Source organism: Kitasatospora sp. HUAS MG31 (genome assembly GCF_040571325.1).
In the GTDB taxonomy this organism is placed as follows: Bacteria; Actinomycetota; Actinomycetes; order Streptomycetales; family Streptomycetaceae; genus Kitasatospora; species Kitasatospora camelliae.
The window spans coordinates 3,620,788-3,635,322 of sequence record NZ_CP159872.1; the positions used below are offsets into that span (position 1 = coordinate 3,620,788).

Consider the following 14,535-nt stretch of genomic DNA (forward strand, 5'->3'; position numbering starts at 1 on the left):
AAGGCACTCCCGGTTGCGACGCTGAATTCGCAGAACTGGCTTTTCAAGCGAGGGCATCGGCAACTGCCTGCATCGAAGTGACGATCACCACGGCGCCAGCTGCAGCCAGTCGAAGATCCTTGCCTGGCTTGTTGGCGTACCCGATCGTGGCCACCCCGGCGGCGTCGCCAGCCTCGACGTCCCTTGCTGCGTCGCCGATGAAGATGCACTCCTCGGGCTTGGCGCCAGCAGACTCCATGGCCTGCATCAGCAGCCTTGGGTTTGGCTTCATCGACGACGGGTCACCCGGAGTTCGGCCATAGACCCCGGCCACAAAGCCGCTAAGTCCGTGGTCAGCAAGGTACGTCTCGATTGCCTTGCCCGCGTTGTTGCTGACCACCGAGATTGAGCGGCCGGTCTGAAAGCAGGCACGCAAAACCGATTCGCCCCCCAGTGTCGGTCGGCCAAGACGTACAGCCTCAGTCTCCAGTGTTGCCAGGGCGCCATCCGCTGCGGCGGCAAGATCGGGCCGGGCATCCGCAATCAGCCGAAGAAGAGCGAGCGGGTCGGCCTCAGCCTCCGCTCCGGGCGGAGCCTGCTCGCCAGCGGCGATTAGTCCCGAGCAGAGACGTCGGGCGACCTCCGGCGCCGGCAGCCCGGCGAACACCGAGCAGATCGGGCCGTCGAAGTCGAGCAGGACGTGTTTCACGGGACGGAGCACGTCGGCGAGCGACGGGGAGGCCGCGGTCACGGCTGACGCTCATAGGCGATCGTCGACCACACACTGTCAAACCATGCCTGAGCCTGCTGGACGTATTGCGACCCGAGTGAAGCATCATCCGGGCCAGCGGCGTGGTGAAACAGCGTTGTGTCCTTGCCCGTTACGTCGTAAAACGTGTGGTCGTTGCCATCCATCGCAACCGTCCTTTCCCTGAGCGGGTAGAACCCGAAGAATGCCTCGGCGCGGTTCAGGATGTAGAGCTTGAAGAGGCTCGACGCGCGATGCACCTTCACCTGGACCGAGACGGACTGGACGAGTCCCAGCTCCCCGAGCACCTCCACTGAGTGGGCGATTCCGCCGGCGTTAGTCAGGGCGATGTTGCGTGCACGCTGCCGAAGCGCCGGTTCATCCCGGAGGCCCTCCACCAGCACTGGCACAGCCATGGGTTCGGTCGTGTCCGGCAGCAGGAGTCGCACCGTGATGGACTCCGGGGCCAGGCGGCCGGAGCGCACCTTGTCGAGCGGCTCCTGCAGAGCGTTGTGGAGCGTCTCGCTGGAGAAGCCTGCAAAGTCCAGCGTCACTTGCTGCTGCTCAAAGGCGGCTTCAAGATGCGGCCGGAGGCCCACTGGGCGGGACGTGCGCTCCCGAACGAAAGACCCGCTGCCCTGCCGAGTCACGATCAGCCCCTCGGTCCTGAGCAGGTCGAGCGCCTTGTCGACGGTGCCGCGCGCAACACCGAAGTGCTTGGCGAGTTCCGGGCCCGAGGGCAGCTTGTCGCCCGTCTCGAAGCCGGGCTTCTTGGTGAGGATCGAGGCCCGCAAAGAGCTGCTGACCTGCTGATACGGCGGGCGGGAGTCATCCGGGTCGAGGCTCATGCACCCATGCTAGGGCAGGTGCTCAACACACGCGAGAAACCCAGCTCTCTTGACCTGCCTAGGCAGGTTGTCTATGTTGTGTGTGTCGCCACTGCGAGACGCAGAGCGGCAAAGGGAGGCCTTTCTTTGGGCTGCCCTGACCTGCGCAAATGCGCCCGCTGGCGTCGGCTCGCTGCCGCGCTTGGTGGGTGAAGGGGCCCGGAACAGATCGGGCCGAGGTACCCGGGCACCTTGTCAGCCCGGAGGGTTCGAGATCGAAAGATCATGCCGTCTGCGTCCTGGAACGGGAGCGCGCTCCCGAAAAGCAGCGGCACATCCGGCCTGATCGCCCTGGGCAACCAGTGGCGAGGGCCTCAACTTTTCCGTGAATCGGGGCTGCCGCGCCTTCCTTGGCCGGGCGCGCGGCAGCCCCTCACGGGCCTACTCCACTGTTTGGAAGAGGTAGACCCATGAGACTGATTGTTGCAGGCCAGGAGGCCGCTACGGCCTCGGAGTTCGCCGAGTTGGCCCTCGGCATCGACGTGGAGCTGTTCGCTGGCGCCACCGACGAGACGGCGACCGACACGGTGGTGCGCCTCGCGGTGGCGCGGGAAGTTCTGCGTGACCTTGCCCCCGAGCCCGCCCGCTACGCCAAGGCGCTGATGCGCACGGCCGAGCGGCGCCGGGCCCTGGTGTGGAAGGCGGCGGCGTGATGGCGCGCTTCGTTCGCCGCGGGCTGCGTGGCACTGCCCGCCCGCACCTGACCGCCCGTCCGACCGGTCCGGTGGCCGTGGAGGTCATTCCGTCCTCGGCTGGCAGCCTGCCCGGCGCGGCGTGCAAGGGGGTCGACCCGGATCTGTTCTTCGCCGAGGTCGACCCCGATGACACCGACGCTGACCCGGACGCGGTCGACTTCGCCGTCCGCCGGGTCAAGGCGGTGTGCGCCGGCTGCCCGGTCAAGGAGCTGTGCCTGACGCTGGCGCTGGTCCGGGTCGAGCCGCACGGCGTCTTCGGCGGCCTGACCGCCGCTGAGCGCCGCGCGCTGAAGAAGTCGCTGTCCGATGGGCAGCGGGCCCCGCGCCACGTTGCAGTGGCCGGGGTGAGCGCAGGGGGCGCGGGGTGAGCGCCCACCGTCCCGGCGAGGGTGCTCACCGGGTGTTCACCGAGGTGCCCACCCCGGCCGAGATCCGCCGCACGAGCCGGGTGATCACCGGGTTCACGTGGGTGCTGACCGGGGCCGTGACCGCGGTGAGCATGTCCACCGCAGCGCCGTTCATCGACGCCCACTCGCCCGGCTGGGGAACCGGCCCGGTGATGGCGGTCGCCACCGACGGCTGCTTCGTCCTCTCCCTCCAGTCGGACAGCACTCTGTCCCGCTACGGGGTGGCCGGCGGAGCCTGGCCGCGGGTCTTCCGCTGGGTGACGGGGCTGGCCACGGTGTGGCTGAACATCGGGGCCGCCGCACTGGCGAAGGACCTGGTCGGCGTGGTCGTCCACCTGATTCCGCCGCTGCTTCTGCTGCTGGTCGCGGAGGCCGGACCGGCCTACCGCCGTTCCCTCGCCCACCTTGCCCGCCGCGCCGGGGAAGAGGCCACCCCGCCGCCGTTCGACGACGGCTTCGCCCCGCTGTACACCACCCCGGAGCCGGTGCTCACTGGTGTGCACACCCTGCCGCCAACTGGGCTCGCGGCACCGGTCGAGACGCCTTCGCCGGCCGTCCCGATCCGCCCGCAGGCGGTTCCGGTGGCTGCGGTGAGCGGCCCGGCCGCTCACTCCGCGCTCACCTCTGCTGCCGTGGTGCTCACCCCGCCCGCGCCGACCCCGGACGGCGCTGCGCTGGAGACGTCCGCAGAGCCCGCCGAGATGAGGTCCGTCGAGCCGGTGAGCGCCACCGTGCTCACCGACACCGACCCTGCGGACAGCCAGGCGCTCACCGACGAGCCGGAGGGCGAGGACCCCGGCTCGGACGACGTCGACGCCGACTCCGAGCGGCTGTCGGAGGCCGACGCGGCGGCGGTGATCGAGGAGTGCTGGCGACTCGGCCTCGCCCAGCGCAAGGCCGCCCAACTCGCCACCCGCTCGCCGTCGTTCGTCGCCAAGGTCTACAAGCGCCTCGACTCCCAGCACGACCAGCACGACCAGCACGGTCAGCCCGTGCCCGCGATCGCCTGACAGGCCGAGGAGGCCCCGCCATGAGCACCGAGTCCATCCCGGCCTGCGAGCCGGACTTCGAGCAGACCCGCGTCGTGGACGTCTTCCCGCTCCACGGATTCACCTGCGCTCACACCACGAACGGCCACGGCACTGTCGACTGGTGGCACGTATTCGCCGCCGACGGCCACTACCTCGGCTCCACCAGCCGCGCGGAGTACGTCGGCGCGGTCATCCAGCAGGCCAAGCGGTCGGGCGGTCCGCGGTGAACCCGGGCCGCGCGGCCCGGTTCGCCGCCGTCTACGCCCTGCTCCGTGCGTCCGCGGACGTGGCGGACCACTGGGTGCAGACCGACCACCAGGCCCGCATCAAGGGCCAGCACGACCACAACGACGGGCAGTCCAGCGCGGCCGGCCGCCGCGCCTGCGCCGCCCACGTCGCCACCTACACCGCCACCCAGGCCGCGGCCATGCTCGCCGGATCCCGGCTGCTGGGCCTGCGCCTGCGGCCCGGCCCGGTCGCCGCCGCGCTCGCCCTGTCGGCGGTCACGCACTACATCGCCGACCGGCGCGAGCCCCTGCGCAGGCTCGCCGATGCCACCGGCAAGGCCAACTTCGTCCGCCTCGCGGACTTCGGCCTGAACGGCGCGTACTGCCTCGACCAGGCGTGGCACCACGCCTTCGAGACCGCCGCAGCCGTCATCGCCTCCGCCTGATCGATCAGCGCCCCAACCCGTCAGCTTCGACATGATCGGAGGACCCGCCATGGGTCGGCGCGTCCGCACCACCAAGGTTCAGATACCCCGTCAGCGCGGTCGCCGGCAGACGTCCGCGCACGTCATCGACCTCGGCCGCGGCACACAGCCGCTGGTCGTGGTCGTCCCCCACCGTCCCTCCCCGGCCGGGCGGTTGGCGCTCGCGGTGGGTGGGGCGCTGTGGCGCCACCGCGTGGCCTGGGCGCCGTCCTGGGCCGGGGGTGGCATCTTCCTCACCACCGGCGTGCTGTCGGCGATCGCCCCGGCCGCCGGAATCGGCTTTGCCGTCCCCGCGGTGCTCGTCCCGGCTGGCTGGTTCGCCGCGAAGCGCTGGCACCCGCGTTCGGCGGTGCGCCGCAGGGCCCGCGACCTGCGCACCCAGGTGCTCGCCAGCTCCGCCGCTCTCGCGTGGGTCGGGGCGGCGTGCCTGTTCGGCCCCGTGAACTGGCCGCTGTTCACGCTCTGGCTGCTCGGCACCGGCGCGGCCCAGGCCGCCTGGTGGCGCACGCGCTGCGGCCTCACGACCAAGCCCATCCAGCCCTGAAACCGCAGGTAGGAGAGATCCGCATGGACAAGAGCTTCTTCCCGCCCCCGCAACGCGGCAACAACACCGGCAGTGCAGGCGGCGGTGGCCAGCGGCAGCAGCCGGGCCAGGGCCGGACGACGAACCGGACGACCAACCGCAGCGGCCCACAGTTCCACTTCAACTACCGCCCCGGCGGCTCCGGCCCGGCCGGCGGCGGCATGGCGGGCGGCATCGGCGGCCAGCAGCGCGGCGCCCAGGGTGCCGGCGGCGGGCAGGGGGCCGGTGGGCGTACGCACTCACCGCTGGCGGACCCGGAGTTCTTCACCAACGCCGACATCCGCAACTACTGCGAGCAGGGCCGATCGGCGTTCCTCCAGCTCTCGTTCGAACTGGCGATGGCCGCCGAGGTTCTGCAGGCGGTGCTGAAGGAGGTCCCGGACGCGGACGGGCGGCCGTTCGGCTCGCAGTTCCGCGCCCGCCGGGTCGCGAAGCACCTGAAGAAGGCCGCCGACGACGCGAAGGACGCCGCAGCGAACGCCGCCCGCACCTACGCCGCGTTCCAGCGCGAGTACGACCCGGAGCTGTCGCGCACCGGCCGGCCGCGGGCCCCGCGCCGCTCGTTCGACTTCAACGGCTGACCAGCCACGATTCCCCGGAAGGGAGTGGATTCCCCGTGTCCGGCACCAACCACGCGGCCGCTCAGCCGCTGCAGCTCGACCCGAACCAGCACAGCGGCGGGGTGGGCGAGTACCTGCTCCACCGCGCCAAGCCCTACCTGCCGCCGTGGCTGCTCGCAGGCGGTGTCGGCATCCTCTCCCTCCCGGCCCACCTGGCGTGGGGCGGCTCAGCCGCCGCGTCCGCCGGCCTGACCCTGGCCTCGGTCGGGCTGACGGCGGCGACGTGGTGGGCGGGCAAGCCCACCACGCAGCAGCGTCGCCTGCACTCGGCGATCACGGTCGCCGCCGGAACCGGCTGGTTCACGGCGGCGGCCCTCGCCGGCCCCGCCGCTGGCCCGCTCGGCAGCCTCTACTTCATAGGAGGCTCGGCCCTCGCCGCGACGTGGAACGTCCGCCAGCTCCTGCGGGTCAACCCCGACGGCGGCGCGGGCTCCGCCGACAAGGGCCTACTGGAGAAAGTCGGCCTCGCGAAGACCGTGGTCACCGGCGGGAGCGTCGCCCCGAACAAGGCGACGTTCGACCTCCAGCTCCCGCCCGGTGAGCTGACGCCGGACGACGTGGCGAAGGCCCTGCCGCGACTCGCCGGGGCATTCAAGGTCGCCAAGAACGCCGTCCGGATGACCCCGGACCCGGACGACTCCTCCCGCGCCACCCTCACGGTCGTGCCGAACGACCTGCTCAAGGCCGGCGCACCGCACCCCGGCCCGTCCCACCCGGGCGGCTCGATCGCCGACCCGGTCGTCGTCGGGATCTACGAGGACGGCACCCCGATGGTGCTGTTCTTCCCCGGCGACCCCGCAGAAGGCCGCAACGCGATGCACCTGCTCGGCATGGGGATGACCGGGTCGGGCAAGTCCGAGGGCTGCATCACCGCCCTGTCGGAGGTCATCACCCGCCGGGACGTGATCGTGTGGGCGTCCGACCCGGCCAAGGCCGAGCAGACTCTCGGCCCGCTGCTGCCCGCGATCGACTGGGCCGCCCTCGACATGACCTCCACCAAGGCCATGGTCGAAGCCCTCAAGGCCGTGATCCCCGCCCGCACCTCGTGGCTCGCCAAGTACGGCTACAAGCAGTGGGAACCCGCGTGCGCCGAGCCGCAGACGGACGGCTCCCCGGGCATGCCCTACCTGATCGCCTGGTTCGAGGAGGCCGCCAAGACCATCCGCGAGACCGACGACGACGTCTTCACCGGCATCGCCCAGGAAGCGAGGTCGGCCGGCCTGTCCCTGGTCGTTTCCCTCCAGCGGGCCTCCGGGTCGCAGATGTCCACCGACACCCGCGCCTCCCTCGGCTCGTCCTGGGTGTTCGGCCTGCGCGACGAGCGGGACGCCGGATTCGCCCTCCCCGACGAAGCCCTCGACGCCGGCGCCGCGCCGCACGCCTGGAAGGACAAGAAGCCCGGCTACTCCTACCTGGTCGCCAACGGCGTCCCCGAGACCTTCTGGGCCACCCCGGGCCGCGCGTTCCTCACCCCGGGCGACTACATCGCCTGGGCCGTCACCGAGTTCGCCGACGTCCGGGCCGCGTGTGACCCGATCACCGGCAACGCCGCCGCCCGCGCCGTCGGCGGCGCCTTCCTCCAGCGCACCCGCCACCCCCTCCCCGCCCGGCCCGGCCACCAGGACGGCCCAGACGGGTGGGACGACGAGGACGAGCAGCCGCTCTACCTCGACCCCGACCACGACACCGAGGAGGACGGCGACGACGTTGGGTGGATCGACCCGCAGGCCGAACTCCCGCCCGTGACCGCCGTGGTCCAGCTCCCGCAGTCCGGCAACTCGGCTGCGCGGGGCAAGGTCGACGGCGCGGAGGCGCGGGAGATCATGGCGGAGATCCTCGCCGAGTTCGAGGACGACGGCCGCGACACCGTCGGTCCGAAGGACTTCATGGACTACTGCGACCGCATCGGCCGCAGCCGCTCGTGGATCTCCACCCAGGTCAAGGAGATGCTCCTGACCGGCCGCCTCGCCGAGACCCACGAGGCTGGCCGCTACCGCATCGTCCCTGAGACCCACGCCGCCTGAACCGGGGTGTCTGACACCCCCGAGGTGTCAGACACCGTCAGACAGCAAACGGCCCATTTCCCCAGGTAACGCGTGCGCGCGAGGGGTGTCAGACACCGTCTGACACCCCTCCTGACAGCTGATCATGCACACCCTGACACCTGATCTTGAACCCGCTGACACCCCTCCTCCGCCCCTCGGAAGGACCCGCTGCCGTGCTCGTCACGATCTCCACCGCCGTCCTGTTCGGCGTCATCACCGCCGTCCTGATCCGCACCCAGCGCGTCAGCGCCGGCTCCGCCCTCGCCGTGTGGCTGTCCGGCTTCACCGTCGCCGGCACCGGCCTCGCCGGACCCGTCAACCAGGGCCTCGACGCCGCCGTCCACATGCTCTCCACCCTCCACTGACCCAGCACCGAACCAACTCGCCGACAGGAGAAGCACCGTGGACCACACCCACCCCTACGCGCAGACCGCTGCCCCAGTGCTCCACGCCCCGGACGGCACCCCCTACTACGCCGCACCGCCGCAGGCCGCGCCCCTGGCCCTCTACCAGCCCACGGCGGCCGGGCTCGTCCCCATCCAGCAGCAGGCCGCGCCGCTCGCCCATCCCGCAGCCGCGTACCTGCCCGCCGAGCCCGGCCGCGACCCCTGGCCCGCCCGCCTGCTCGCCGGCGGCATCGGCGCCGGGGCCGCCAGCGTCGGCCTCGCCTTCCTGTTCCAGGCCCTCGCCGCCGCGACCACCGGTATCGGCCTGCTCGCCGCCGTCCTCGCCCTGGTCTGGCTGCTGAAGAGCACCGGCGGCGGTGCGGGCGGCCGGGCCGGGGCCGTGAACCTCTCCGTCAAGGTCTCCAACCGCAACCGCTGACCGGCCTGTTCCGACCGGCCGTGCCGCCCAACGCCCGCCCCGACGGCGGTTGGTGGGCGGTGCGGGGGACGGACAGTCCGACCCGACCAGCACGAAGCCCCGCGCAGCCGCCGGATCTTGGCAGAGAGACGGCTGTCGCGGGGCCCACAAGTCCGTACGAGACGAACCAGGACACCAGCATGCCCGAGTTCACCCACCACACGCTCGCCATCGCCGACGACGCACACGACCGGGCTCACGCCTCGGACGGGTACTCGCGTTTCGGCGCCTACCTCGCCCACAACCCCGGCCTCCTCCACGACGACGGCCAGCCCCTCACCGCGAAGGAGTTCGCGTTCTCCACGTGGCAGATCGCCACCGGCCCGGTCATGTCCCCCGGCTACGTGCGTATCCGCCCCGACATCCACGCCGTCACCCTGGTCTCCACCGGCGAGGACGGCCACGACGTCGCCCTGCGCATCGACGTCCCCCTGCGGCACCGCGCCCTCGCCGAGTGGCCCGCCATGATCGTCGGCGACTGGCAGGCGGACCCCTGGGCCACCGGGAACAGCGGCTTCACCGCGCTGGTGGAGCCGGAGCGCACCGACCGTACCGCCCTGCTGATCACCGCCACCATCCTCGTCCCCGTGCCCGCCCGTCTGCTCGACGCCCCGACCGTCGCCGAACCCAGCCCACTGATGACCTACCAGGCCAAGAAGACCGTGAACACCCTGGTGGACCACGCGAACGCCCACGCCCATCTGCTCGGCGACCTGCTCGCCCGGACCATCCGGTGACCGCCCGCACGTGGCCCGTGGAGGCCCGGCCCACCGCAGCGTGGCTGCCGGTGCGGCCGTGGAACGGCCTGACGGTGCTCGACGCGTTCTGCAACATCGGCGGCACCGGCATGGGCCTGTACCTGGCCGGGTTCGACGTCCTCGGCGTCGACCTGCGCGACCAGCCGAACTACCCCTTCGCCTTCGTCCAGGGCGACGCGATCGAGTTCATCCGCGAGCACGGCCACGGCTTCGACCTGAACTCGGCCGGGCCGCCGTGCCAGTTCGACTGCACCCTGACCGCCGGCACCAACGCCTGCTATCGCGAGCGGTACCCGGACCTGCTGGAGCCCACCCGGCAGGCGCTGGAGTCGACGGGTCGGCCGTACGTGATCGAGCAGCCCCCCGGCCGTGCCTCCAGGCGAATGAGGGTCGACCTCACCCTGTGCGGGGAGATGTTCCGGCTCGGCGTCCTGCGGCACCGCAACTTCGAGTTGGGCGGCTGGTCGATGGCCCGCCCGGCGCACGTCCCGCACCACGGCCGGGTCGCTGGCTACCGGCACGGCGTGCGCTACGACGGCCCGTACTTCCAGGTCTACGGGAACGGTGGCGGAAAGGGCACCGTCGCCGAGTGGCAGGACGCCATGCGGATCCGCTGGACCGACGTCCGCCGTGAGATCGCCGAGGCCATTCCCCCGGCCTACGCCGAGTTCATCGGCCGTGCCGCCGCCCGCGCGCTCGGCGCCGACCTGGGCACGGTGGCGGCGTGAGCACCCGCCCGCCGCTGGCCGGCGTAGCCCTCTGGCAGACCGTCACCACCGCCGCCACCATGCGCTGCCAATGCACCGGCACCTGCGGCGTCAAGCACGCCAAGAGCGGCGGACGCTGCGACCGCGAGCACGGCGGCTGGGCCGGCAAGCACGGCCGCGTCGTCCGCCTCACCGTCGCACCGCTCGACCCGGCCGACATGCTCCTGCCCCCGCACCGGGCCGCGGCCCTCCCGCCCGAGCGGCTGGCCGCCTGGTGCCCGGTCTGCCACGACGCCACCCGCACGAGCGCCCGCCGGCAGGTCCGCGCCGAACCGCCCCAGGCGGACGCCCTCTTCTAGCCCCGGCCGCGGCCCACCCCGGCGGACACGGGGCCGGCCGCGGCCCGGAAGGACCGCGATGACCACACAAGACGACCTCCTCGCCGACGCCCTGACGCTCGCCCGCGCGGGCGTCCCGGTCCTGATGCTGCGGGAGGGCAAACTCCCCGTCGGCAACTGCCCGGCCTGCCGCGACAGCGCCTGCGGGGACCGGCCGAACATGAAAGCCGCAGGCCCGTGCGCCTGCCCGCACCCCTGCCACGCCTGGGCCGCCGCCACCGCCGACCTGGACGTGCTCCTCAGCCCCGCGTGGGCAGCGGCCTGGCGGGAGGCCGCCGCCCTGGCCTACCACCCCGGCGGGGCCGGGCTGACCGTCCTCGACCTCGACACCCCCGCTGCCGTCGCCTGGGCCTGCCACAGCCTGCCGCCGACCCGCACGGTGCCCACCACCCGCGGCGAGCACTGGGTCTACCTCGGCGCCATGCGCTCCGCCAACGCCGTCCGACCCGGCGTCGACATCAAGTCCCACGCCGCGTACGCCCGATGGCTCGGCCCCGGGATGGGCGCAATGATTCCGCTGCCCGACGCCGTCCGGGCCCTGGCCGACCGAGGAGAAGAGGCCACCCCGCCGCCGCATCGGGGCCGGGTGGCCTCTTCCTCACCGGCCACCGGGTGGAGCCGGTCGGTGGCCACCGGGTGCAGGCACACGGAGCGGTACGTCCGCACCGGCTTGACGCGCGGCGTCGCCAAGATCCTCAACCACCAGGAGAGCGGCGCCGGGTCGCAGACCTTCGGCGTCGCACGCTTCCTCGCCGCCCGGCACACCGGGTGCCCGGGCCCCTGCGGCCTCGACGCCATCGCCCGGGAGCTGATCGACGCCGCCGCAGCCGTCGGCGTCCCTCCCGACTACGCCGCCCGCGCCGTCGCCAACGGCTTCACCACCGCCGGCGCGGCCAACTGAGCGCCCCGGGGCGGCCGTCCACTCTCGCCAAAGACCGACGGCCGCCCCGGTATCCCCAGCCCGACAAGAACCGGGAGACCCAAGCATGACCGATCCCACCCGCACCGCCAACAGCCGCCCGCCCGAGGACGGCGCCGCCCTCCTCGACGCGGTGGAGGCGTTCCACCGACGCTTCAACGTCTTCCCCTCCGAGGCCGCGTACGTCGCCGTCGTGCTGTGGGACGCCCACACGCACCTGCTCGACGCGTTCGAGTCCACCCCGCGGATCGCGTTCCTCTCCCCGGAGCCCGGCAGCGGCAAGACCCGCGCCCTGGAGATCATCGAGACGCTCACGCCGCGGTCGATGCTGACCACCGACGTCAGCCCGGCCGCCCTGTTCCGCTCCGTGTCCGACCCCGAGGCCCGCCCCACGGTGCTGTTCGACGAGATCGACACCACCTTCGGCCCCAAAGCCGCTGGCAACGAGGACCTGCGCGGCCTCATCAACTCCGGCCACCGCCGCTCCGGCGTCGTCCTGCGCTGCGTCGGCGACGGCAACACCCAGACCGTCCAGCCCTTCCCCGTCTACGCCGCCCTCGCCATGGGCGGACTCGGCGACCTCCCCGACACCATCATGAGCCGCTCCGTCATCGTCCGGATGCGCCGCCGCGCCCCCAACGAGAAGGTCGAGCCCTACCGCGAGCGCATCCACGCCGCCCAGGGCCACGCCCTGCGCGAGCGCCTCGCCACCTGGGCCGCCGCCATCCGCGACCAGCTCCACGACGTATGGCCCGAGCTGCCCGACGGCATCAGCGACCGCCCCGCCGACGTCTGGGAGCCCCTGCTCGCCGTCGCCGACGCCGCCGGCGGCCACTGGCCCAAGCGCGCCCGCGCCGCCTGCGTCCAGCTCGTCACAGCCGCCAAGGCCAACGACAAGGGCAGCATTGGCATCCGCCTGCTGACCGACCTGCGGGACATCTTCAACGGCGCCGAGCGCATGCTCAGCACCGACCTGCTCGGCAGGCTCGCCGAGCTGGACGACGCCCCGTGGGCCGACCTCGACGGCAAGCCCATCACCGCCCGCGCGCTCGCCCGCATGCTCGGCGACTACGTCACCGCCGACAACGACCCCATCAAGCCCCGCAACATCAAGACCGGCCCCAAGAGCAGCGCCAAGGGCTACTACGCCAGCGACCTCGCCGACGCCTGGCTGCGCTACTGCCCGCCCCCTTCCCAGGCATCCGCTACTGCCGCTACCTCCGCTACCGCGCAGGTCAGGGCCCTGTTTCCGGTAGCGGATACGCCCCAGGTAGCGGATAGCAATCCGCTACCCGCCCCCGAGACCGCCACGGCCGGCGCCGCCCCGCGCTGACCACCCCGCCGCTCCCGCCACCCCGGCGGGAGCGGCACCAATCCGCTACCGCTACCCAATCCGCTACCTCGATCATGCCCCTGACCTGCACGGTAGCGGCAGTAGCGGCAGTAGCGGATCCCAGAGAAGAGAGGGGCCGAGGGGCCCCGATCCGCAATCGAGATCACCCCGGAGGGATCCACCGTGACCGTGCCCGTCGCCACGCTCCGCCCGGCTCTCCTGACACCCGAGGAGGCCGCGCGCGTGCTCCGAATCGGCCGCTCGAAGCTCTACCAGCTCCTGGCTGACCAAGAGTTGACCTCCATCAAGATCGGACGCTCCCGCCGCGTCCGGCCGGCGGACATCGACGCGTACATCGAGCGTCAGGCCGTCCAAGCCAACTGACCATCAACACATCCCAATTGAGGGCACCGGGCAATCCGCCCGGTGCCCTTCCCACTTTCAGGAGCGCCACTTGAGCGAGCGCAAGACCCGCCAGCCCAACATGGAATCGACCGTCTATCTCGGTGCGGACGGCTGGTGGCACGGCCGCGTCACCATGGGCGTGAAGGCTGACGGCAGCCCCGACCGGCGACACCGCAGGGCCAAGACCGAGACGGAGGTCCGGCGGAAGGTGAAGGCGCTGGAGCGCGCACGAGACGCGGGCCGGGTCACCAAGGCGGGGAAGATCCCGACGGTCGAGAAGTGGATGACCACCTACCTCGACACCATCGCGTCCCAGCGACTCAAGCCCCGCAGCCTGGACGACTACTGGTCGAAGACTCGCAACCACATCATCCCCGGCCTCGGCCAGCACCGGCTGGACCGGCTCCGGCCCGAGCACTTGGACGCCTTCTACGTGCAGCTCCGCACCGAGGGCCGAGCCGCGTCCCACGTGCTGAAAGTGCACCGGATCCTCTCCCGGGCGCTGAAGATCGCCCTGCGCCGAGAGATGGTCGCCCGGAACGTGGCAACCCTGGTAGACCCGCCGTCGCTGGAGGAGGTGGACGCCAACCCCTTCACTCAGGAGGAGGCCCGTCGCTTCCTGCTGGCCGCGATGAAGCGCCCGACCGCCCTGCGGTGGGCAATCGGCGTCGGGCTGGGGCTTCGCCAGGGGGAAGCCCTCGGCCTGCGGTGGAGGTTCATCGACGAGGAAGCCGAGTCCCTGGACACCTCCTGGCAGCTCCAGCGGCTGACGTGGCGGCACGGCTGCGCCGATCCCCACGGGTGCGGAACACGTCTCCACCGCGGCCCGTGCGAGCCCGGGTGTACCAGGCACCGGACCTACAAGCGCGGGTGCCCGAAGCCGTGCCTGCCGGACTGCACCCGGCATGCCAGCGCCTGCCCCGAGCGGCACGGCGGCGGCCTGGTGTTCACGCGGCCGAAGACCAAGGGCAGCCGCCGGACGGCTCCCCTCCTTCCGCCGCTGAAGCCCGCGCTCCGCGAGCACCGTGCTCAGCAGGAGGCCACCAAGGCTGCCGCGGGCGAGACGTGGCAGGAGTACGACCTCGTGTTCTGCCGCCCCGACGGCCGGCCGATCGACCCGCACGACGACTGGGAGGAGTTCAAGGCACTGCTAGGCGAGGCGGGGATCGAGGACCGGCGGCAGCACGACGGGAGCCGCCACTCCGCAGGCACAATCCTGAACGAGCTGGGCGTGGACCCCTTCACCATCATGGAGATTCTCGGCCACTCGCAGATCAGCATGACCCGGCGGTACGTCAAGACCACTACCCCGACCACCCGCGAAGCGGCCCGGCGGATGGGCAACGCGCTCTTCCCGCAGCAGGCCGGAACTGAGACCCCAACTGAGACCACGAACACCCGGGCGGCCCGAGCGCGCCGCCGTCGGCGCATGGCGTAGATGGCA

The 14,535-nt window shown here is 72.1% G+C and carries 19 protein-coding genes; 17 read left to right on the plus strand and 2 right to left on the minus strand.

The window, feature by feature from the left end:
- Window positions 1–43: 43 nt before the first annotated feature.
- Both ABWK59_RS16280 and ABWK59_RS16285 read right to left on the minus strand, forming a co-directional pair.
- The gene (locus tag ABWK59_RS16280) at window positions 44–730 is read right to left on the minus strand and encodes an HAD family hydrolase (protein ID WP_354641311.1); all 687 of its coding nucleotides are present in this window, start codon (window positions 728–730) and stop codon (window positions 44–46) included.
- On the minus strand, window positions 727–1,575 hold the full coding sequence (locus tag ABWK59_RS16285) for a GntR family transcriptional regulator (protein ID WP_354641312.1): 849 nt from the start codon (window positions 1,573–1,575) through the stop codon (window positions 727–729). Before ABWK59_RS16285 ends, ABWK59_RS16280 begins: the two co-directional genes overlap by 4 nt.
- A 449-nt stretch (window positions 1,576–2,024) precedes the next feature.
- On the opposite strand from ABWK59_RS16285, the gene ABWK59_RS16290 reads away from it, so the two are divergent.
- From ABWK59_RS16290 to ABWK59_RS16370, 17 genes are all read left to right on the plus strand, one after another.
- A complete protein-coding gene (locus ABWK59_RS16290) occupies window positions 2,025–2,267 on the plus strand; it encodes a hypothetical protein (RefSeq protein WP_354641313.1) in 243 nt (80 codons plus the stop codon).
- The gene (locus ABWK59_RS16295; RefSeq protein WP_354644973.1) at window positions 2,267–2,677 is read left to right on the plus strand and encodes a WhiB family transcriptional regulator; all 411 of its coding nucleotides are present in this window, start codon (window positions 2,267–2,269) and stop codon (window positions 2,675–2,677) included. Before ABWK59_RS16290 ends, ABWK59_RS16295 begins: the two co-directional genes overlap by 1 nt.
- Window positions 2,674–3,726 (plus strand): hypothetical protein, encoded by a 1,053-nt coding sequence (locus ABWK59_RS16300; protein ID WP_354641314.1) that lies wholly within the window; start codon window positions 2,674–2,676, stop codon window positions 3,724–3,726. Before ABWK59_RS16295 ends, ABWK59_RS16300 begins: the two co-directional genes overlap by 4 nt.
- A gap of 20 nt (window positions 3,727–3,746) precedes the next feature.
- Window positions 3,747–3,974, plus strand: a complete 228-nt coding sequence (locus tag ABWK59_RS16305; RefSeq protein WP_354641315.1) for a hypothetical protein — start codon at window positions 3,747–3,749, stop codon at window positions 3,972–3,974.
- The gene (locus ABWK59_RS16310; RefSeq protein ID WP_354641316.1) at window positions 3,971–4,420 is read left to right on the plus strand and encodes a hypothetical protein; all 450 of its coding nucleotides are present in this window, start codon (window positions 3,971–3,973) and stop codon (window positions 4,418–4,420) included. Before ABWK59_RS16305 ends, ABWK59_RS16310 begins: the two co-directional genes overlap by 4 nt.
- A gap of 49 nt (window positions 4,421–4,469) precedes the next feature.
- Window positions 4,470–5,003, plus strand: coding sequence for a hypothetical protein (locus ABWK59_RS16315; RefSeq protein WP_354641317.1), 534 nt, complete (start codon window positions 4,470–4,472; stop codon window positions 5,001–5,003).
- A 23-nt stretch (window positions 5,004–5,026) separates the two neighbouring features.
- A complete protein-coding gene (gene traA / locus ABWK59_RS16320) occupies window positions 5,027–5,623 on the plus strand; it encodes a plasmid transfer protein TraA (protein WP_354641318.1) in 597 nt (198 codons plus the stop codon).
- A gap of 35 nt (window positions 5,624–5,658) precedes the next feature.
- On the plus strand, window positions 5,659–7,686 hold the full coding sequence (gene traB, locus ABWK59_RS16325) for a plasmid transfer protein TraB (RefSeq protein ID WP_354641319.1): 2,028 nt from the start codon (window positions 5,659–5,661) through the stop codon (window positions 7,684–7,686).
- 194 nt (window positions 7,687–7,880) lie between these two features.
- Entirely contained in the window at window positions 7,881–8,072 is a 192-nt protein-coding gene (locus ABWK59_RS16330; RefSeq protein WP_354641320.1) for a hypothetical protein, read from the plus strand.
- Between the two features lie 37 nt (window positions 8,073–8,109).
- Complete coding sequence (locus tag ABWK59_RS16335) at window positions 8,110–8,532, plus strand: hypothetical protein (protein WP_354641321.1); 423 nt, start codon at window positions 8,110–8,112, stop codon at window positions 8,530–8,532.
- 179 nt (window positions 8,533–8,711) lie between these two features.
- Window positions 8,712–9,308, plus strand: coding sequence for a hypothetical protein (locus ABWK59_RS16340; RefSeq protein ID WP_354641322.1), 597 nt, complete (start codon window positions 8,712–8,714; stop codon window positions 9,306–9,308).
- Between the two features lie 110 nt (window positions 9,309–9,418).
- Window positions 9,419–10,057: a DNA methylase gene (locus ABWK59_RS16345; protein WP_354644974.1), complete on the plus strand. Its 639-nt coding sequence runs from the start codon at window positions 9,419–9,421 to the stop codon at window positions 10,055–10,057.
- The gene (locus tag ABWK59_RS16350) at window positions 10,054–10,395 is read left to right on the plus strand and encodes a hypothetical protein (RefSeq protein ID WP_354641323.1); all 342 of its coding nucleotides are present in this window, start codon (window positions 10,054–10,056) and stop codon (window positions 10,393–10,395) included. The genes ABWK59_RS16345 and ABWK59_RS16350 overlap by 4 nt, the downstream gene beginning before the upstream one ends.
- Window positions 10,396–10,453: 58 nt before the next feature.
- Entirely contained in the window at window positions 10,454–11,335 is an 882-nt protein-coding gene (locus tag ABWK59_RS16355; protein WP_354641324.1) for a bifunctional DNA primase/polymerase, read from the plus strand.
- A gap of 85 nt (window positions 11,336–11,420) precedes the next feature.
- The gene (locus tag ABWK59_RS16360; protein WP_354641325.1) at window positions 11,421–12,686 is read left to right on the plus strand and encodes a DUF3631 domain-containing protein; all 1,266 of its coding nucleotides are present in this window, start codon (window positions 11,421–11,423) and stop codon (window positions 12,684–12,686) included.
- 183 nt (window positions 12,687–12,869) lie between these two features.
- Window positions 12,870–13,070, plus strand: a complete 201-nt coding sequence (locus ABWK59_RS16365; RefSeq protein ID WP_354641326.1) for a helix-turn-helix domain-containing protein — start codon at window positions 12,870–12,872, stop codon at window positions 13,068–13,070.
- Between the two features lie 100 nt (window positions 13,071–13,170).
- Complete coding sequence (locus tag ABWK59_RS16370; protein ID WP_354644975.1) at window positions 13,171–14,529, plus strand: tyrosine-type recombinase/integrase; 1,359 nt, start codon at window positions 13,171–13,173, stop codon at window positions 14,527–14,529.
- The last annotated feature ends 6 nt before the right edge of the window (window positions 14,530–14,535 follow it).